Here is an 18,907-nt window from a genome sequence, read left to right on the forward strand (position 1 = left end):
ACAGCTCCGTATTTCATATAATATTCTTCACTAAGTGCTAAATTCCTGCAAGTTTCGACAACATTTTTTCAAAAGCTTGAATGAAATGCTGGCGATCTTCTTCACTAAATGCCTTTGGGCCTTTAGTATGACGGCCTGACCGTCGCTCTTTTGCAGAAACATAACGAAAGAAAAGCACCGTATTCATTTCGTCGTCATTATAGTACTTTCCACGAGGAGACAGTGCGTAAACCCCTCGACTTACTAACATGCTTGCTAAGCCAGTATCTTGAGTTACTACAATATCCTGCTTGACTGCGTGATTTAAAATATATAAATCTGCGGCTTCCTTTTCTGCATCCACATAGACCCATTTTCCTGGTGTAGGATTTGTTTGCATGTGAGCATAGGAAGCAACAAACACAAGATCGATGTCATATGTATGTGTAAGTTCAACGATTTCTGCTTTAACAGGGCATGCATCAGCATCGACAAAAACTTTACTTTTTCTTTTGCTATAACTCTGTATTCTACATCCCTCCAGAGATTCCTTCTAACAATTTGTTATTTCCTGTAGATGGCATTTGTCGAATACTTTTTTCGATTTTGACTTGACTTTTATATAAATAGTTTATTCGTTCTTAACAAAGTCTAAACCTAAAACTATTCTTTTTTATCACAATTTTTTATTATAATATAAACAACCTATATTTTCTATACCAAAGTCACTTGTTTTTAAAAGTTCTGTCATATTCATCTTTGGGATATTTTCTTAGGCTTACAGCACACAAACATAAGAAAGCAATCTCCTTTATGTCACGCACAGAGGAGATCTATCGTTTATTTATTTCTTTTTGATGGTATTAAGAATGATACCAGCTGTTTCTTCTACGGCTCTGTTGGATACGTCCACCACTTCACAGCCAATCTTATCTACAATCCCTTGGAAAAATTCAAGTTCTTCTTTAATACGGCCAATATTAGCATAAATTGCTTTATCGTTTAGCCCAAGAGACTTTAAACGCTCTTTACGAATATCGTTTAACTTTTCAGGACTAATAGTAAGTCCTATACATTTCTCAGGTGATACGTGAAACAGCTCTTCTGGTGGATCTACCTCAGGTACAATTGGAACATTGGCTACTTTCAAACGCTTGTGTGCTAAAAATTGAGAAAGAGGTGTTTTAGATGTTCTTGATACACCGATTAATACAATATCCGCTCTAAGAATGCCTCTCGGGTCACGCCCATCATCATATTTCACTGCAAATTCAATTGCTTCTACTTTCTTAAAATAATCTTCGTCTAATTTTCTAGCCATTCCAGGCTCATAGCGAGGAGAAAGTTGATAAGAAGATTGAATTTTATCAATTAAAGGTCCAATAATATCAAATACCTCTACCCCGTTCTTGGACGCTTCTTGAATTAAAAATTCTCTCATTTCAGGCTTTACTAGCGTAAAGCCAATAATAGCGTTGTTCATCTTCGCTACTGAAACCACTTCTGAAAGTGTTGCGATGTCCTCTACGTAAGGTACTCTTTTAATTACAAAGTCCGTCATATTGAACTGACTTGATGCAGCCTTTACAACTAGTTCAGCCGTCTCACCTACAGAATCCGAAATGACATAAAGACATGGGTTGTTCATATTTTGTGCATCCCCTTTTTAATCCTTTTTCACTTATAATACTTCATCATTTGCTAATGCTACTAGTAATTTTGTAATATTTGTTTTGGTAATGCGTCCCACCACTTCAAAATTGCCGTCCCCCTCTTTAATAACGGGCATAGCATCAATCTGTTTTTCAATTAAGATCTTAGCAATATCAATTAACAAATCTTCGCGATAGCAATATGTAATGTTGGGCATTCTCGTCATGATAATATGAACAGGAATAGATGTGAGCTCTTGCTTTCCGATACTCGCGCGCAATAAATCTTTACGCGACAGTACTCCCACCAGCTGGGATTTCTCATCCACTACAAAAAGGGTCCCCACGTCTTCTAGAAACATTGTACAAATAGCATCATATACCGACACATTTTCGTTCACAACCACCGGGATAGACTGATATTCTTGCACCTGTATTTTTTTTATTTTATCTGTAAGAAGCTGTGCTCCTGTTTTACCTGTGTAAAAGTAACCTACGCGCGGTCGCGCTTCTAAATAACCAGCCATTGTTAAAATAGCCAAGTCCGGTCTTAGCGTTGCCCGCGTAAGGCTAAGCTGATCTGCAATATGCTCGCCTGTAATAGGGCCTTCGTCTTTGACAATTTGCAAAATTTGTTCTTGTCGTTTGTTCAGTTCGATTGTACTCACCACCTAATCATTAAATGTGACATACTATTTATAAAACATTATATACTTTTTAAGCAAAAGTAAAAGCTATAACTTATTAATTTTAGCATTTTATCTTTTTAGAATGCCGTTTATTTTACCACGGCTTCTCAAAAAAAGCAGGCATTACGCTTATAATAAGTGAAGCTACCTCTTCGCTCCACAGTAAAAAGGGTGTCCTCTACACACTACGAGGCACCCTAGCGACAGCAATTCCTTGCATATCACTGATTATCTTTTCTATTTCTCATCAGAGAGCGATTGTTTTAAAGACTCCATCTGATTCAAAAAACGCTTTGTTTTTAAAAACAATCCTGAATATTCTTCGTAATATTGATCAATTACAAACTTTAATTGTTTTTTTGTTTCAGGCTTAACAGAAATAGAACCTAACCGCTTTAAATCAATATAATAAAATAGCCTTAATAGTTTAACCGTCATCGGACTAATTTTCAAATGATAAGGATCTTTTTCTAAGCATCGATGACAAATAAACCCGCCTTCTCGAATGGAAAAATGAAATGTTCCTTCACCTTGGTGGCAGACTGCACATTCATTTAATGTAGGATGAAGACCTAGAACGTTTAACATTTTCATTTCATAAATAAAAGTTAAGATCTCTGCATCATACTCTTCGTTCATATAATGAATGGTTTGGTGCAGCAGCTCAAAAAAAAATGGATTTGGTTTATTGTTCTCAGTAGCTTTATCCGTTAATTCAAGAATATAAGAAGCATACGCTGTTGTGAAGATATCTTCGCGTATGCTTCTCATAGATGAGATAACTTCTCCTTGATGGAGAGTGCCCATTCCTGAACCTGCTTGTATAAAAAAGTATCCATACGTAAATAATTGTGTGACAGAAGCCAAGCGACTACTAGGCTTTTTTGCCCCTCTTGCCATGAGACCCACTTTTCCGAGTTCACGTGAATAAATGGTGACAATTTTATTTGATTCACCGTAATCATTCGTTCGAATGACAATTCCTTCACACTTTTTAAACAATCATCATCACCGCCATCTTACAGAAGGCTAAGACAAGGGAGAATTGAGACTTTCGCTGTTGTCCTCATATGTTTCGGGTCTTTCTTTCACTTCATTTTCAAGTTCCTTAAAAATGAGATAAGTATCAATGCTACCTGTTTGTGAAAAAATGTTCCAAGTAAAATTCAACATAGAACTCCCACCTTTCTAACCATAAAGATCAGATACATATTTCAATTCCTTATGTTTAGAATAGCCTTCCGACGTAAAATCATGTAACACAATTTTTTACAAATTACCTTCTTTTATGAAGGGATATAAATCAATGCAAACAAGAACTCAAATGATTAATATTCGTCTTCTCTAAATCCAAAGTCACGGAGATGCGACGCTCGGTTTCGCCAATCTTTTTGCACTTTTACCCATAGTTCTAAAAATACTTTTGAACCTAAAAGGGCTTCAATGTCTGCTCTTGCTTTTCTTCCTACCTCTTTTAACATCTTTCCTTGCTTTCCAATTACGATGCCTTTTTGTGAATCTCTTTCGACGATAATTGTAGCGCCCACGTAAACAGCACCATTATCTCGTCTTTGCATAGAATCCATCACAACGGCAATAGAATGAGGTATTTCTTCCCTCGTTGCATGCAGTACTTTTTCACGAATTAATTCCGTAATAATAAAGCGCTCTGGGTGATCAGTTACTTGATCTGCCGGATAATATTGCGGACCTTCCGGCAATCGCTGCTTAATTTGATCAAGCAAACGCTCCACGTTATTTCCTTGTAAAGCTGAAATTGGCACAATTTCAGCAAAAGGATATAAGTCTTTATAATTCGTGATAATTGAAAACAATTCGTCTGGATGAATTTCATCAATTTTATTAATCACAAGGAAAACAGGCGTTTTTGTGTCCTTTAAACGCTCGATAATAAATTCATCGCCTCGACCTAAGCCTTCTGTTGCGTTAATCATAAATAAAATTAAATCTACTTCTTTAAGCGTATTTTGCGCTACCTTCATCATAAAGTCGCCTAATTTATGCTTTGGTTTATGAATTCCTGGTGTATCAATAAACACAATCTGCGCCTGATCTTCCGTGTACACACCCTGAATTTTATTTCTAGTTGTTTGCGGTTTGTCACTCATAATCGCAATCTTTTGACCAATTACTCGGTTCAAAAAAGTTGATTTCCCTACGTTTGGTCTTCCAATAATTGAAACAAAACCTGACTTAAATTCATTATTACTCATGTAAATCCTCCGATGAAAATGCTCCTGGAAGTAATTCTTCCACAGTTAATTCTTGTATGTCATTTTTTAAATTGGTTAATATAACTTTCATTTCTTTTGGACAAAGCTCAGAGATTACTTGTCTGCATGCTCCACACGGAGAAACAGGACGATCAGTATCAGCTACTACAGCAAGTGCTGCATACTCTTTATCACCTTCTGAATAGGCTTTAAATAAAGCCGTACGCTCAGCGCAATTGCACATGCTATAAGCTGCATTTTCAATATTGCAGCCGCGATAAACCTTTCCATCTTTCGTCAATAAAGCTGCACCAACTTTAAATTTTGAATACGGTACATAAGCCATTTCACGAGCTTTTTTCGCCTCATCAATCAGTCCGGTCTTATCCATTTATCCGCTCTCCTTTTGCCCTTCTACATGTCTTTTAACTTGTCCTTTTTTATTATACCACGGGGGTGTAAAGAACCAAAAAGAATCCTTTTTAAAACAAATACTTTAAGAAAATAATTCCTCCTATAAGGACAGCAAAACACGCATAGACCAACACCGCGGCTGCGGCTGCATCTTTTGCGTGTTTTGCTAGTATGTGATATTCAGGAGAAACTAAATCGACAACTTTTTCAACCGCTGTATTCATTAACTCCAAGCTGAACATGCCTGCAATCAGAAGCAGCACAACCACCCATTCACCAGCTGTAATTGACAGCACGGCTCCTAAGAAAAGGACGATGAAAGAAGCTGCTACGTGAATTTGCATATTTCTCTGTGTTTTACAAACATAGATAAACCCTTCTATTGCATAACCAAAGCTACTGACAACTTTAGCTATCCCCTTTTTATCGCGAGAGTCCATATTGTTCTAAAATATCTTTTTGACGTGTAAACATCTCTTTTTCATCTTCTGATGTTTCATGGTCATATCCAAGCAAGTGCAAGAAACCGTGAACCGTTAAGAATCCTAGCTCCCTCATAAACGAGTGATTGTATTCTTCTGCTTGCTCATGAGCTTTTGGAATCGAAATGACAATGTCCCCTAGGACTCTTGGCATCTCATCTCCGATAATTTGCATTTCATCTTCGCCCATTTCTTCTAGCGCAAACGATATTACATCCGTTGGCTGATTTTTATGGCGGTATTGATGATTGATTTCTTGAATTCGATCATTATCCACAAATGTAACGGATACTTCTGCATCCTCTTGCAGATTTTCATATATAGCAGCGGCTTCAAGCAGCTTTTCAAGCTCTTTTTGCTGTTCTTCACTTACTTCGTTTGTTTCATCAATAAAATCAATAACTAAACTCATACCTTCACCTTCTCTTTTTTTATCTCTGGATATTCGATTCGGGAATGAAAAATCCCATTTAAAGTTTCACATAGTGCTTGGCGAATTAACTCTAGCTCTTTGAGCGTTACGTTACACTCGCTAAGCTGCTCGTCCTGCAAGCGATCTTTAATAATATTTCGCACCAAGTTCTCAATTTTTTCCGGAGTCGGATTGGACATTGACCTTACGGCTGCTTCTACACTATCAGCTATGCAAATAACCGCTGCTTCTTTCGACTGAGGCTTTGGTCCAGGATAGCGATATTCTTTTTCATCAATTTTTTCTTCTGTTTGTTCGAGTGCCTTATGATAGAAAAACTTAAGCAGAGTGGTTCCGTGATGCTGCTCTGCAATATCTACAATCTCTTTTGGAAACTTGTGATTCCGCAAAATGGTCGCTCCATCTGTAGCATGTGCGATTATAATATTTTTACTAGTCTTAGGACTTAGTTTATCATGCGGATTAGTAATATTCATTTGATTTTCAATAAAATACTGCGGTCGCTTCGTTTTACCAATATCGTGGTAATAAGCCCCGACTCTCGCTAATAAACCGTTAGCTCCTATCGTTTCGCACGCCGCTTCAGATAAGTTTGCCACCATTACGCTGTGATGGTATGTTCCAGGTGTTTCGGTTAAGATTTTGCGTAATAGCGGATGAGTAGGACTCGATAATTCAATCAGCTTCATCGTAGATAAAATGCCAAATCCACTTTCAAAAAACGGTAGCAAACCTATAGCTAAAACGGAAGCGATAACACCAGATGCAATTGACATCATGCTGTAATAGCCAAGCTCTACAGTGCCGATATGACCATTTTTAATAAAAATAATCGCAAAGCTGATAATTACGTTTACCATAGCCACAAATAGACCTGCCTGCAAAATCCGTGAACGTCTGTGCTGCCTGCTTAAAAATAAAATAGCAGCAATATTGCTAATTAAAAAGTAGATCCCAATGTTCATATTAAACGAGGTTGTTAATTCACCATTAAAAATAATGCTTCCACAAATAGCAAATACAATGCTTGATAAAATAGCAATGCGTTCATCCATTAAAATTCGAATCAGCAAACCTCCCACCGCAACAGGAGCTAAGAAACCAATTTCTGATAAATCAATTTGCTGAAACAAGCTTAAGATTTTCATGAGGCCAATCGTAATGGTTGCTACTAATACATACAACAGCAAGGGCTGATATGTCTTGGTGTGAAATTCACGCAAATAGTAAATGAGGCCCGCTATCATCATTACAATCAGCAAAGCTAACCCCGCAAAAGGCTGAATAGATCCTTTATTATTCAACAATCCCGCGAGCTGGAGCTGACGATATATATCAGGATTAATAAGCTGATTTTCTTCTACGATAATCTGGCCTTGTTTGATTCGGACAGGCTCCACTTTTTCCACAGCTGCTTGACGGTTTTCAGCTGTTTTTTGTGGATCATAAATCACGTTTGGAATGATAGCGAATTTAGCAATTGCATTCATTGAATCCTTTAGAGAATTGCTGACATTGGTGTAAACAAGCTGACTTTCTACTTGATCTTTTTTCTCTTCTACATCGCTAATCTTCACTTGATCTTTCATCACGTGATGAACGGCCGTGACTACAGCATCTTTCGCAATCGATAAATCACTGTTAGAAGACTGAAGCAACTGCTTAATGGTATCCTTTGGCAAGTTTTTTTGAATGTCTTCAGGAAGCTTGTCCTCTAGCATTTTTTGTTTGGTTTTTAATACGGCATCGATACTGTCATCTTCATGATCTTCTTTTTCATATTCTGTATTAACTTCCATCATCGCATCAAAAATAGATGCAACAAGGTCGACTTGGTTCTGTGCGTATTCTGTTTTTTGTGTATACACATCTTCAACGGCTTGTTCTGCCTCTGCCCGTTTTTTCTCTGTGCTCTCTTTATCTTCAATGGTAACGGGTGAGTAAATGGTTTGCGGAGAAATAGATAGTAATCTGAGATCTAATTCCTGCGGCTTTACATTGCTATACATAGACGCAAACATCATTACACCTAACAAGGCATATAACCCAATTTGAATTAACCGTAATCGCTCGATCTGTGCCATTGTTTGCTTGATTATCCGAAACGTTGACACAAACGTACCCCCTTTTACAAAAAATAGACCCTATTAAGAAAGGGTCTTTTGGTCAGCTTGTTCGTACGCTTGAACGATGCGTCCCACAAGTGGATGGCGCACAACATCTGACTGTTCTAGATGAACAAACGAAATACCTTTAACATTGGTCAGGATTTTCGAGACAGCCGCTAGACCAGACTGAGCTCCTTTTGGTAAATCAATTTGTGAAATATCTCCTGTAATCACCATTTTAGACCCAAATCCTAGTCGTGTTAAAAACATCTTCATTTGCGCCATCGTGGTGTTTTGCGCTTCGTCTAAGATAACAAACGCATCATCTAGTGTACGACCTCGCATATAAGCAAGAGGTGCTATTTCAATAACTCCGCGTTCGATTAGGCGTTGCGTATGTTCTGTTCCTAATACATCATGTAATGCATCATACAGAGGCCGCAAGTACGGATCTACTTTTTCTTTCAAATCTCCTGGCAAGAAGCCAAGACTTTCACCTGCTTCAACAGCAGGACGTGTTAAAATAATACGCTGCACGTGACCATTTTTAAGAGCATTAACGGCCATGACAACGGCTAAATACGTTTTACCAGTACCAGCAGGCCCAATTCCAAATACCAAATCATTTTTCTTAATAGCCGAAATGTATTGACTTTGTCCTAATGTCTTAACACGAATAGTCTTACCTTTTACATTTTTACCAATCTCTTCTTCATATACATCTTCAAAAAACTCGAGAGAATTTTTCTTAGCTAATTGAATCGCATACACAACATCTCGTTCAGATATGGAAATATTTTTCCGGATAATGTTCAGTAACTTTTTAAGCATTTCTTCCACTAGCTGAACATTTTCTGTACTTCCGGAGACTACAACAGTCTCACCTCTTGATATGATAGAGACCTGCATTTCTTCTTCAATTCGCTTTAAATTCGCATCTTGTACGCCAAATAATGAAATGGCTTCATTTGAATCATCAAGTTGTACGTTAATTGTTACTAGCTGTTCTGACATTCATCAATCTCCTTGAATAATTGGTTGAGTGTTCGCAATATTTTCTATAACTTGGTAATGTATTGATAATCTAACTTTACCATTGTCCTGTTCTTGGTGCAAAACTTTTTCACCTTTTATTTTAGCATCCTCACCTAAAGTTGATAGTAATTTTTTTCGACCGATTTCCAAAGCTTTTTCCACCGCCTCTTGTTTAGAATAGACGCGCTGCGAGTTCTGTTCTTCTCGTACAGCAACTTTCTCATACGACAGAGGTAATTTCCATTTAAAAAAATAGAGTGGATGCTCCACTTTTTCTGTCACCTTTGAGGCGTATTTTTCTTTGTTAAAAGCCCAAAGAGGCATTTTAAAAGCTTGAAAATCTAAATAGTGCTTCGTATATCCATTACCCGTTAATACCTGAAAATCAGTTTTTAAAGGCACTTCCACCTCAGACTTATACCATGTTTCACCGTAGACTTTCCCTTTAGCAGCTACTACTTTTTTATTTTTTTCGTTTCCAATAATACCCGAAACTAGGACCTCGCCTTCGTTGACAAAATCATTAACCTTGACTAAAGGTTGTCCTTTTTCGACAAACAAATTCGTAATAATGGCTTTCTTTTTAGCAATTAAATGTTGGTAAGGTGTTTTTTGCTGAGGCTTGGGCTCATTTTTTTCAACCACTTGGAAGTGATAAGAAGTGCCGCGCACTTCTACTCCCACCCAGGTAATATTGTTCATATTATCTGTTAAATAGCGCTGAATTTTTTCAGGACTTTCTAACAGAAATTGAAACTCTCCTCTTTTTACACCTATTTTGGCAAGCTGCTTAGTCATTTGATGTTCCGTTTGTGGTTCTGCACCGCTAATTTCCACTTTCCACACCATGTTGGAAAGCAAACCAAGAATAATAAAAAAAGAAAGAAAACCTAAAGCAAATCCACTATTTTTGATCACTCGTTTTGTTAAAAAAGGAAAACCTCTGCCTCTTATAAAATAAATTTTACAATCTGCGTTGCGAATTAGTATACGAATTTTTTTTACATCTTTCAATAATATCGTTGCTGTCGCTAGCTGACCGTCAACTTTATGGACATTCGAAATCATAATCTGTTGTCTCACACAATTATTTAAAAAACGTTCAATTCCTTTTCCAACAATTCGAATACGTACGGTACCAATAACAAAGTTTGTCCATCCATTCTTCATTTTTTTCCTCCTTGTGTTATTGTTCTAAATAAAGAACTTGATTGATTTTACCTTCTAAAACCAGTTCTTCTGGCAGTATTACTTTAATGACCAGTCCTTCACCTCGAATTAACATTTGTCCCTGTTTTAGTAACACGCGTATTTCAGTATCAGAAAAGGCTAATAAACCTTTATGATTTTCAATATAAATGTGTATTTGTCCAACTAACGTAATACGGGGAAGATCCATTAATACATCAGCGGGTAGTTCCATTGTTTTTGTCATCCATCTTTTCATTTGGTGTCTCCACTTTTTGCTCATAAAAAGAACCCCCTTTCATCTCATGTTTATGAGAAAGGGGGTTAATGTATCACATCTATTTATCGTTTATATTTACGTTGTTTCGATTTTGGCGGCCCTAGAATTTCGGACCATATCACTCCTTGAACAGCTTCTTTACGAGAAATGGGCTTAAAAACGTTTTTCTCACCCGTGATTTTTGGTTTGTCAACTGTGATTTTCTTTTGAATAGATGGTTCATGATACGGACGATTTTTTAGCTCTTCCAATTTTTCTTGCAAAGGATTTGTTTCTGCTGAAGAAACAGTTTCCGGCTCCATACGAGCTGTTTTTGGCTCTTCTTTGACAGGTCGATATCTAGGTCTTTCCCGCCTTGAAGGATTGTTTACAGGAGGCATAGGAGCTCTTTTAGAACGCTGCTGTTCTTCCTCTTTTGACTGAGCCATAAAACGCTGCACAACGTTAAAAATAATTCCTCCAATGATGACAAAAATGAAAGCATTATTAATAATTAGTTTAATAAGCGTTTCAACGATATTCATTAGGAGAAAACCTCCTTGTTAAGCTGATTCATTATTTCTCATCGTCTTCTTTAGACATTTTCCCGATTGAATCACGCATATCCGTATCAGCAGTCAAGTTTTGAATATTCATATAATCCATGACGCCAATATTGCCAGAGCGCAGTGCTTCTGCCATCGCTAACGGTACTTCTGCTTCTGCTTCTACTACTTTTGCACGCATTTCTTCTACTTTTGCACGCATTTCTTGTTCTTGAGCAACGGCCATAGCACGACGTTCTTCGGCTTTTGCTTGTGCAATATTTTTATCTGCTTCCGCTTGGTCTGTTTGAAGAACTGCCCCAATATTTTTACCAATATCGATGTCAGCAATATCAATGGATAAGATTTCAAACGCTGTTCCTGAATCCAGTCCTTTTCCTAACACCGTTTGAGAAATCATATCGGGATTTTCCAATACTTTTTTGTGATCTTTTTGCGAACCGATTGTAGAAACAATCCCCTCGCCAACACGGGCAATAATCGTTTCTTCTCCAGCTCCCCCTACTAGTCGATCAATGTTTGCACGAACAGTAATTCGAGCTTTTGCTTTGACTTCGATTCCATCCATAGCCACCCCTGCAATAAAAGGTGTTTCAATAACTTTTGGATTAACGCTCATTTGTACAGCTTCTAGCACATCACGGCCCGCTAAGTCGATAGCTGCTCCGCGCTCAAATGTTAACTCAATATTTGCTCGGTGCGCTGCAATCAGCGCATTTACCACACGGTCAACGTTACCGCCTGCTAAATAGTGGCTTTCTAATTGATTAATGGTAATACCTAAACCTGCTTTACTTGCTTTAATTAACGGGTTCACAACGCGAGATGGTATCACTCGACGAAGTCTCATTCCGACCAGTGTGAAAATACTAATACGAACACCTGCTGCTAATGCTGAAATCCATAGCATAATCGGTACAAAAGTGAAAAAAACAGCTAAAGCAATAATTGCTAGACCAATAACTACAAAAAACAATACGCTACCTACTTCCATTAATTAAGGTCCTCCTTTTTCAAAGGCTCTGTAAGCTTCCGCACCACAACCCTTGATCCCTCTACTTTTATAATATTTACTAACACATCTTTGTCTAAATATCCGCCTTCAGTGACTACATCCACATACTCTTCATCGATGAGCACGGTACCTGAAGGACGAAGCGGTGTTGTTGTTTTACCTTGTTTTCCTATTAATTCATAACGATTTTGATTCGACACGTAGCCAGATTCAGTATTAAGTGAATCATTAAGCACCATTTTTTTGAAAGGTGTAAGCTTCCTTTTAAAAAATTTCATCATCACCAACGCACCTCCCAGTGCCACCACTATTGCAATTACAAGAGAAATTCCCATTTCGACATTATTATCTGTTGACATAAAAAAACTTAAAATGATAGCTCCAAGTCCTAGTAGTCCTAAAACTCCGCCTGGTACTACAATCTCTAACAGAAGCAATATAATTCCTGCTATAAATAAAACGAGCGCTTCCATGCCAGCTAATCCTGCTACCATATGACCATAGAAAAATAAAAGAAGTGAAGCTATTCCAATAGAGCCCGCAATACCAAATGAAGGCGTAAACAATTCAATTACAATTCCTAAAGCACCAATGGATAATAAAATGGGAACAACAAGCGGATGGGTAAGAAAACGAGCAATTTGTTCACTTACACTCATTTTCGCATACGTCAGTTTAGCATCTTCATAGCCAAGTACGCTTAGGAGACCGTCTAAATTTTTTACAGTCCCTTCTGAATAACCAACTTGCTCGGCTTGCTTAGGAGTGAGCGTCAGCAATTCATTTCCTTTTAAGTTGAGCTCAGGTATTACCATCTTGGTATTTGCCATCGCTTCTGCATATTTAGGGTTTCGGTTATTTTGTTCTGCTGCGCTCTTCATAGCCGATAACCAGTAGGACTGAGCTTTTTTTCCTGCGGCATTTCCCTGTTGGTCAATCACTGCTGCCGATCCCATTGTAGAACCGGGTGTCATATAAATTTGATCGGCGTTAAGTGCAATATACGCTCCGGCTGATAATGCTTTTTTATCGACAAAAGCAGCGGTAGGAATAGGTGTTGAGGTTAAGCTTTTAGCTATTTCAGAAGCTGCATCTACAGCTCCTCCAGGAGTATCTATGTCCAATATAATCAAATCTGCACCGTCATTTTCCGCATCTTTAATGGATCTGTTTAGAAAAGAAAGCAGTCCATTTTCTACCGTTTTATTTACAGGAATAACGTGTACACGCTTCACGTCAGCGGTGCTAATAGTGGGGAATAACCCAGTGGCTAAGATAAGAAAGCACACGAAAGAAAATAAGGTTTTCACCGAATACACTTCCCTCCTTCCATAGATAGTATGAGCATGTATCTGTATATACGAATAACTTTAACAATAGTTTCAAATTTTTTAAAATTTATCTATTTTATTCTTTGCACAAGAAAAATAAAACATACGTTCGATTATTATCCATATAAAAAACACCTTACACAAGGTAAGGTGTTTTTTATGATAAGTGTTGAAGGACAAGCTTATTAACAAGAGAGCCATCCGCTTTGCCTTTTACTTTCGGCATAAGCGCTCCCATAACTTTCCCCATATCAGCTTTAGAGGAAGACTGCGTTTCTTCAATCGTCGTTTTAATAATTTCAGATAACTCTTCTTCAGTTAGCTGTTTAGGAGCGTAAACTTCTAAAACCGCTAATTCAGAATGAATTTTATCAACAAGATCTTGACGACCTGCTTTCTCAAATTCATGGAGGGAGTCTTTACGTTGTTTGAATTCGCGAGAAATAACCGTCAACTCGTCTGCTTCAGTTAGGTCGGTTCCTAACTTAATGGCTTCGTTTTGAAGAGATGCTTTGACCATACGAATGACCCCAAGCTTCTCTTTCTCTTTGTTTTTCATCGCTTGTTTCATATCACTATTTAAACGCTCGAGAAGACTCATAAATCCACCCTCTTATTAGAACTTGCGTTTTCTAGCAGCTTCAGATTTCTTCTTACGCTTTACGCTAGGCTTTTCATAGAATTCGCGCTTTCTTGCTTCTTGTAACGTACCAGTTTTTGAAACTGAACGTTTGAAGCGACGAAGAGCATCTTCAAGCGATTCGTTTTTACGAACAACTGTTCTTGACATTCTAATTCCCTCCCTCCGAACAAAACCACTAACATCATAATGAAATGACATGTTAGACATGTCTTTTGCAATTATAATATAATGATTCCTTAAGGTCAACCGCTTTACATAAAGTAATGCAGTTATTCCCCCTTTATTTTATGAACTTTCTTGATAAAACATTACTCGTTCAGCTTTTTTACACGTATGAAAAAAGCTGCGTATACACGCAGCTTTTCAATAAGTGTTATGAGCTCATTTTCACCTGATCTTGAAGATGAACCTCATCTAGCACGCGAACAAACTCACCTTCATTATAAGGATATCCAGCTTTTGAAATTTTCACTTTTACAAGCTTTCCAACCATTTCTTCAGACGCTTTAAACACAACCTTTAAGTAGTTATCAGTATATCCTACATATAAACCACTTTCAGGATCTTCTTTATATTTTTCTTCCGGAATTACTTCTAGTACTTCTCCTTCAAACGTTGAAGCATATTCTTTTGCCAATTGATTTGAAAGTTCGATTAAACGATGCACACGTTGATTTTTTACTTCTTCATCAATTTGGTCGGTCATACGAGCCGCTGGCGTACCTGTACGTTTAGAATACGGGAATACATGAAGCTCTGAAAAACCGTGCTCTTTAATAAAGTTATACGTCTCCATAAACTCTTCTTCTGTTTCACCTGGGAAGCCAACAATAACATCTGATGTAATCGCTAATCCAGGAAGAGCTTCTTTCAGACGGTTTAAGCGCTCACCAAAGAACTCCATTGTATACTTACGACGCATGCGCTTCAATACCGTATTTGAACCTGATTGAAGAGGAATATGCAAATGACGTACAACCATTTCTGATTGATCTAGTACCTCAATCACTTCGTCCGTAATTTGACTTGCTTCAATTGACGAAATACGAATGCGTTTTAATCCTTTTACTTGAGACTCTAAATCACGAAGAAGCTGGGCAAGATTGTAATCTTTCATGTCTTCTCCGTATCCGCCAGTGTGAATACCTGTTAACACGATTTCTTTATAGCCCGCATCCACTAGCTGCTGTGCTTGTGCTACTACTTCTTTAGGATCACGAGATCGCATTAAACCGCGCGCCCATGGAATAATACAGAATGTACAGAAGTTGTTACAGCCTTCTTGAATCTTTAACGAAGCACGCGTACGGTCTGTAAAAGCCGGTACATCTAGCTCTTCATATACGCGTGTTTTCATAATGTTTCCTACGCCGTTAATCGGCTGACGCTCTTTTTTAAATTGTTCAATATAATCAAGCATCTTAACGCGGTCTTGTGTACCTACTACGATATCAACACCAGGAATGGCCATAATTTCAGCTGGCGAAGTTTGAGCATAACACCCAGTTACACAAATAACCGCATCTGGATTTTTCCGCACAGCTCTACGAATAACTTGACGGCTTTTTTTATCTCCTGTATTTGTTACCGTACATGTATTAATTACATATACATCGGCAGTTTGTTCATATTCAACACGCTCATAGCCTTGGCCTTTGAACAATTGCCAAATTGCTTCTGTTTCATAGTGATTTACTTTACACCCTAGCGTGTGAAAAGCAACTGTTGACATAATCGTCACCTCATTAACTCAGTTTGATAAGATATAGCAGACAGCGCATATAAAGGAGCTGTTTCTGCTCGTAAAATCCGCGGACCAAATCCGCTTATTGTAAATTCATTTTCTTCTAATACTTCTACTTCCTGCTCGGTCAAACCACCCTCGGGGCCTACAACCACAAGCACGGAATGGCCCGGTTTTAAAGCCGAAAGAACAGCGTGCAGATGAGATGTTTTTCCTTGCTTTGCTCTTTCTTCATAGGCTACAACTTTATGAGTATAGTCACCGCTAATTTCTACTAGCTTTTTAAAAGAAATTGGGGCTTCTACTGCTGGTACAATCGTACGATGAGATTGTTCTGCAGCCTCTTTAGCAATCTTGTTCCAGCGATCTACTTTTTTTTGACTCTTTTTATCATCCCATTTAACAACTGAACGAGCCGCAATAAAAGGGATAAACTTATACGCCCCAAGTTCTGTCCCTTTTTGGATAATAAGCTCGAGCTTATCCCCTTTAGGCAGACCGTTCACAATTGTAACATGGACTGGAAGCTCTTTTTCTTCGCTTATCCATTCTATAATAGATGCTTTCACTTCGTTAGCGGAAATATTTTCAATTTCACACAAAGCAGCTTGCCCCTGTTCATTACAGGCAATAAACTGTGACCCTTCATTCATTCTCATGACGCGTGAGATATGATGGGCATCATCCTGTGTCACTATGACACTTTGCTCTTGAAATTGATCATTTGGCAGAAAATAACGTTGCATCTTGACACCTTCTCACTTGTTAAGCTTGTTTTTGCGCAATAATTGCTACCCAGTCTTCCATAAGCGTTACTTCTTGAATAACAAAGCCCGCTCCCGTTAGCGCTTTTTTGACATCTTCTTTTTTCGCACTAATAATACCTGATGTAATGAACATGCCTCCTGGCTTTAATACCTTTGCAGCATCGTCTACAAAACGAACGATTACTTCAGCTAGAATATTCGCCACAACAATGTCAACAGGTCCTTCTATACCTTGCAATAAGTTGTTTTGACCTACTGTTACGACGTTCCCAACTTGATTCAGTTCAATATTTTCGCGAGCAGAACGGACGGCTACTTCATCAAGGTCTAGAGCTTGTACATTACTTGCTCCTAACAGAGCTGCGCCAATGCTTAGCACTCCTGAACCTGTACCCACGTCAATAACAGTATCTCCTGCTTTCACTGTTCTTTCCAATGCTTGAAGAGACATAACCGTTGTTGGATGCGTACCTGTCCCAAAAGCCATTCCGGGATCAAGCTCGATAATCAATTCATCTGTGCTGACTTTTTCATAGTTTTCCCAAGTTGGTACAATCGTAAAACGCTCTGAAATTTTCACGGGATGGTAATATTTTTTCCAAGCAGTGGCCCACTCTTCCTCGTTCACTTCACTGATCGTAACTTTGTTAGCTCCTAAATCAAAGTCGTAAACAAGCAGTCCATTAATTTCTTTTTTGATACCATCCACAGTTTCTGCTAAAAAGCTGTTAACTGGAAGATATGCTTTAATCACTACACCTTCTTCTGGGTAGTCTTCTACGTTTAAATCGTAGATTTCACCAAAAGTTGTATCTCTTTCTTTCACTAAATCAGCAGGATCTTCGATGACTACCCCGCTAGCTCCTGATTCATGTAAAATATGAGAGATGGGTTCAATTGCTTCTTGCGCTGTATGAATACAAATTTCAGACCATTTCATTGCTACCAACTTCATCCTTTCTGCCTTCAGTAATATAGGATTTTAAATATGAACATGACAGATGACAGGTTGGCAAAGTACCTTTACCAACCTGTCTCTGTTTACTATGAAAGACAATTATTCTCCTTTAATTGCTCGTTTTACTTTTGCAAAAAAGGAATCATGCTGCTCATCAACGGCTTCTTGACCGCTCAGTTCAGCGAACTCACGCAATAATTGTTTTTGTTTTTCTGATATTTTTGTGGGAGTTACAACTCGAACGTGAATATGCTGATCTCCTTGACCATATCCTCGTACGTTTGCCACACCTTTTCCTTTTAAACGGAATTTCGTTCCCGTTTGTGTACCAGCAGGAATCTTCAACTTCACCTTGCCGTGTAGAGTTGGTACTTCTACTTCATCACCTAGCGCTGCCTGAGCAAACGTTAAAGGCATTTCGCAGTAGATATCGTCTCCATCACGTTCAAAGAATTCATGAGTGCGCACGTGGAACACTACGTATAAATCTCCCGGAGGACCACCATTTACCCCTGGTTCTCCTTGAGCACTTACGCGCAGCTGTTGACCATCATCTACACCAGCTGGAATTTTAACATTAATTTTACGTCGTTTTGTTACTTTACCGTCACCGTGGCACGTTGCACATTTGTCTTTAATGATTTTTCCTGTACCATTACAATGATGACACGCACGTCGATTTACCACGCGGCCAAACGGCGTGTTTTGTTCAACGTTTAACTGACCTGAACCATTACAGTGCGAACATGTATCGACTTTTGTTCCAGGTTTTGCACCTGAACCGTGACATGTTTCACACGTTTCTTCACGTGGAATTTCAATTGTTGTTTCTTTTCCGAAAACAGCTTCTTCAAAAGAAAGTGTCATCGTGTATTGTAAATCGGCACCTTGTCTCGGAGCATTAGGGTCACGTCTGCGACCACCACCACCAAAGATCGAGCTGAAAATATCTTCAAAGCCGAAGCCGCCAAAGTCTGAGCCGCCTCCACCAAAGCCGCCAAAGCCTTGATTTGGATCAGTATGACCAAATTGATCGTATTGTGCTTTTTTTTGGTCATCACTCAATACTTCATATGCTTCTTTTACTTCTTTAAATTTGTCAGCAGCATCTTCCGCTTTGTTAATATCTGGATGATATTGTTTAGAAAGCTTGCGGTATGCTTTTTTTATTTCATCTTTTGTAGCGCTCTTACTGATACCGAGTACTTCATAGTAATCTCGCTTACTCATCAATACTCACTCCCGAATCGTTTCACATAAACGTAATTGTATCATTATTAATAATTCCATAGCAACATAAAAGTTACTTTCTATTGCTCCCGTGCGCGCAGAGAGCTAAGTGAAAAACTTTCCCTTTCGCTTTTCCACGTTAAAAAAGTCAAAGCCAAGAAATAAGCTTGACTTTGACTT

22 protein-coding genes are annotated in these 18,907 nt (G+C 38.3%); all 22 read right to left on the reverse strand.

Annotated features, from left to right (window positions below):
* Positions 1-37 precede the first annotated feature (37 nt).
* On the reverse strand, positions 38-508 hold the full coding sequence (locus ACFX4R_RS14465; protein WP_026106699.1) for a YaiI/YqxD family protein: 471 nt from the start codon (positions 506-508) through the stop codon (positions 38-40).
* Positions 509-823: 315 nt separating this feature from the next.
* On the reverse strand, positions 824-1,627 hold the full coding sequence (locus ACFX4R_RS14470; RefSeq protein ID WP_013059222.1) for a pyruvate, water dikinase regulatory protein: 804 nt from the start codon (positions 1,625-1,627) through the stop codon (positions 824-826).
* Between the two features lie 33 nt (positions 1,628-1,660).
* A complete protein-coding gene (gene ccpN, locus ACFX4R_RS14475; RefSeq protein ID WP_025750542.1) occupies positions 1,661-2,299 on the reverse strand; it encodes a transcriptional regulator CcpN in 639 nt (212 codons plus the stop codon).
* 258 nt (positions 2,300-2,557) lie between these two features.
* On the reverse strand, positions 2,558-3,322 hold the full coding sequence (gene recO / locus ACFX4R_RS14480; RefSeq protein WP_377569867.1) for a DNA repair protein RecO: 765 nt from the start codon (positions 3,320-3,322) through the stop codon (positions 2,558-2,560).
* A 27-nt stretch (positions 3,323-3,349) separates the two neighbouring features.
* Complete coding sequence (locus ACFX4R_RS14485; protein WP_014458193.1) at positions 3,350-3,493, reverse strand: YqzL family protein; 144 nt, start codon at positions 3,491-3,493, stop codon at positions 3,350-3,352.
* Between the two features lie 155 nt (positions 3,494-3,648).
* On the reverse strand, positions 3,649-4,554 hold the full coding sequence (era, locus tag ACFX4R_RS14490) for a GTPase Era (protein WP_013059225.1): 906 nt from the start codon (positions 4,552-4,554) through the stop codon (positions 3,649-3,651).
* Positions 4,547-4,945: a cytidine deaminase gene (locus ACFX4R_RS14495; protein WP_013059226.1), complete on the reverse strand. Its 399-nt coding sequence runs from the start codon at positions 4,943-4,945 to the stop codon at positions 4,547-4,549. Before ACFX4R_RS14495 ends, era begins: the two co-directional genes overlap by 8 nt.
* A 91-nt stretch (positions 4,946-5,036) precedes the next feature.
* Positions 5,037-5,408: a diacylglycerol kinase family protein gene (locus ACFX4R_RS14500; protein WP_043976196.1), complete on the reverse strand. Its 372-nt coding sequence runs from the start codon at positions 5,406-5,408 to the stop codon at positions 5,037-5,039.
* Entirely contained in the window at positions 5,392-5,862 is a 471-nt protein-coding gene (gene ybeY / locus ACFX4R_RS14505) for an rRNA maturation RNase YbeY (RefSeq protein WP_025750544.1), read from the reverse strand. The genes ACFX4R_RS14500 and ybeY overlap by 17 nt, the downstream gene beginning before the upstream one ends.
* On the reverse strand, positions 5,859-7,967 hold the full coding sequence (locus ACFX4R_RS14510) for an HD family phosphohydrolase (protein WP_043976703.1): 2,109 nt from the start codon (positions 7,965-7,967) through the stop codon (positions 5,859-5,861). The genes ybeY and ACFX4R_RS14510 overlap by 4 nt, the downstream gene beginning before the upstream one ends.
* A 63-nt stretch (positions 7,968-8,030) precedes the next feature.
* On the reverse strand, positions 8,031-9,005 hold the full coding sequence (locus ACFX4R_RS14515) for a PhoH family protein (protein ID WP_043976192.1): 975 nt from the start codon (positions 9,003-9,005) through the stop codon (positions 8,031-8,033).
* A 3-nt stretch (positions 9,006-9,008) separates the two neighbouring features.
* Positions 9,009-10,196, reverse strand: a complete 1,188-nt coding sequence (gene yqfD / locus ACFX4R_RS14520) for a sporulation protein YqfD (protein WP_016765592.1) — start codon at positions 10,194-10,196, stop codon at positions 9,009-9,011.
* 16 nt (positions 10,197-10,212) lie between these two features.
* Entirely contained in the window at positions 10,213-10,497 is a 285-nt protein-coding gene (gene yqfC, locus ACFX4R_RS14525; RefSeq protein ID WP_013059232.1) for a sporulation protein YqfC, read from the reverse strand.
* A 59-nt stretch (positions 10,498-10,556) separates the two neighbouring features.
* Positions 10,557-11,018 (reverse strand): hypothetical protein, encoded by a 462-nt coding sequence (locus ACFX4R_RS14530; RefSeq protein ID WP_043976190.1) that lies wholly within the window; start codon positions 11,016-11,018, stop codon positions 10,557-10,559.
* Positions 11,019-11,049: 31 nt separating this feature from the next.
* Complete coding sequence (gene floA / locus ACFX4R_RS14535; protein WP_013059234.1) at positions 11,050-12,033, reverse strand: flotillin-like protein FloA; 984 nt, start codon at positions 12,031-12,033, stop codon at positions 11,050-11,052.
* Positions 12,033-13,364, reverse strand: a complete 1,332-nt coding sequence (locus ACFX4R_RS14540) for an NfeD family protein (protein ID WP_377569869.1) — start codon at positions 13,362-13,364, stop codon at positions 12,033-12,035. Before ACFX4R_RS14540 ends, floA begins: the two co-directional genes overlap by 1 nt.
* A 178-nt stretch (positions 13,365-13,542) precedes the next feature.
* Positions 13,543-13,986: a GatB/YqeY domain-containing protein gene (locus tag ACFX4R_RS14545; protein WP_013059236.1), complete on the reverse strand. Its 444-nt coding sequence runs from the start codon at positions 13,984-13,986 to the stop codon at positions 13,543-13,545.
* Between the two features lie 15 nt (positions 13,987-14,001).
* On the reverse strand, positions 14,002-14,175 hold the full coding sequence (gene rpsU, locus ACFX4R_RS14550) for a 30S ribosomal protein S21 (RefSeq protein WP_013059237.1): 174 nt from the start codon (positions 14,173-14,175) through the stop codon (positions 14,002-14,004).
* 226 nt (positions 14,176-14,401) lie between these two features.
* On the reverse strand, positions 14,402-15,760 hold the full coding sequence (gene mtaB / locus ACFX4R_RS14555) for a tRNA (N(6)-L-threonylcarbamoyladenosine(37)-C(2))-methylthiotransferase MtaB (RefSeq protein ID WP_025750549.1): 1,359 nt from the start codon (positions 15,758-15,760) through the stop codon (positions 14,402-14,404).
* Positions 15,761-15,765: 5 nt separating this feature from the next.
* Entirely contained in the window at positions 15,766-16,518 is a 753-nt protein-coding gene (locus tag ACFX4R_RS14560) for a 16S rRNA (uracil(1498)-N(3))-methyltransferase (protein WP_377569871.1), read from the reverse strand.
* Between the two features lie 19 nt (positions 16,519-16,537).
* Positions 16,538-17,479 (reverse strand): 50S ribosomal protein L11 methyltransferase, encoded by a 942-nt coding sequence (gene prmA, locus ACFX4R_RS14565; RefSeq protein WP_043976702.1) that lies wholly within the window; start codon positions 17,477-17,479, stop codon positions 16,538-16,540.
* A 117-nt stretch (positions 17,480-17,596) separates the two neighbouring features.
* Positions 17,597-18,727, reverse strand: coding sequence for a molecular chaperone DnaJ (gene dnaJ / locus ACFX4R_RS14570; protein WP_013059241.1), 1,131 nt, complete (start codon positions 18,725-18,727; stop codon positions 17,597-17,599).
* Between the last annotated feature and the right edge of the window lie 180 nt (positions 18,728-18,907).

The organism is Priestia sp. YIM B13490 (genome assembly GCF_042787735.1).
In the GTDB taxonomy this organism is placed as follows: Bacteria; Bacillota; Bacilli; order Bacillales; family Bacillaceae_H; genus Priestia; species Priestia megaterium.

Bases quoted from the DNA above. Each gene is read 5' to 3' on its own strand.
- ACFX4R_RS14470 (WP_013059222.1), bottom strand. From the start codon at position 1,627: ATGAACAACCCATGTCTTTATGTCATTTCGGATTCTGTAGGTGAGACG.
- ACFX4R_RS14485 (WP_014458193.1), bottom strand. From the start codon at position 3,493: ATGTTGAATTTTACTTGGAACATTTTTTCACAAACAGGTAGCATTGAT.
- era (WP_013059225.1), bottom strand. From the start codon at position 4,554: ATGAGTAATAATGAATTTAAGTCAGGTTTTGTTTCAATTATTGGAAGA.
- ACFX4R_RS14495 (WP_013059226.1), bottom strand. From the start codon at position 4,945: ATGGATAAGACCGGACTGATTGATGAGGCGAAAAAAGCTCGTGAAATG.
- ACFX4R_RS14500 (WP_043976196.1), bottom strand. From the start codon at position 5,408: ATGGACTCTCGCGATAAAAAGGGGATAGCTAAAGTTGTCAGTAGCTTT.
- ybeY (WP_025750544.1), bottom strand. From the start codon at position 5,862: ATGAGTTTAGTTATTGATTTTATTGATGAAACAAACGAAGTAAGTGAA.
- ACFX4R_RS14510 (WP_043976703.1), bottom strand. From the start codon at position 7,967: ATGGCACAGATCGAGCGATTACGGTTAATTCAAATTGGGTTATATGCC.
- ACFX4R_RS14515 (WP_043976192.1), bottom strand. From the start codon at position 9,005: ATGTCAGAACAGCTAGTAACAATTAACGTACAACTTGATGATTCAAAT.
- yqfD (WP_016765592.1), bottom strand. From the start codon at position 10,196: ATGAAGAATGGATGGACAAACTTTGTTATTGGTACCGTACGTATTCGA.
- yqfC (WP_013059232.1), bottom strand. From the start codon at position 10,497: ATGAGCAAAAAGTGGAGACACCAAATGAAAAGATGGATGACAAAAACA.
- ACFX4R_RS14530 (WP_043976190.1), bottom strand. From the start codon at position 11,018: ATGAATATCGTTGAAACGCTTATTAAACTAATTATTAATAATGCTTTC.
- floA (WP_013059234.1), bottom strand. From the start codon at position 12,033: ATGGAAGTAGGTAGCGTATTGTTTTTTGTAGTTATTGGTCTAGCAATT.
- ACFX4R_RS14545 (WP_013059236.1), bottom strand. From the start codon at position 13,986: ATGAGTCTTCTCGAGCGTTTAAATAGTGATATGAAACAAGCGATGAAA.
- rpsU (WP_013059237.1), bottom strand. From the start codon at position 14,175: ATGTCAAGAACAGTTGTTCGTAAAAACGAATCGCTTGAAGATGCTCTT.
- mtaB (WP_025750549.1), bottom strand. From the start codon at position 15,760: ATGTCAACAGTTGCTTTTCACACGCTAGGGTGTAAAGTAAATCACTAT.
- ACFX4R_RS14560 (WP_377569871.1), bottom strand. From the start codon at position 16,518: ATGCAACGTTATTTTCTGCCAAATGATCAATTTCAAGAGCAAAGTGTC.
- prmA (WP_043976702.1), bottom strand. From the start codon at position 17,479: ATGAAATGGTCTGAAATTTGTATTCATACAGCGCAAGAAGCAATTGAA.
- dnaJ (WP_013059241.1), bottom strand. From the start codon at position 18,727: ATGAGTAAGCGAGATTACTATGAAGTACTCGGTATCAGTAAGAGCGCT.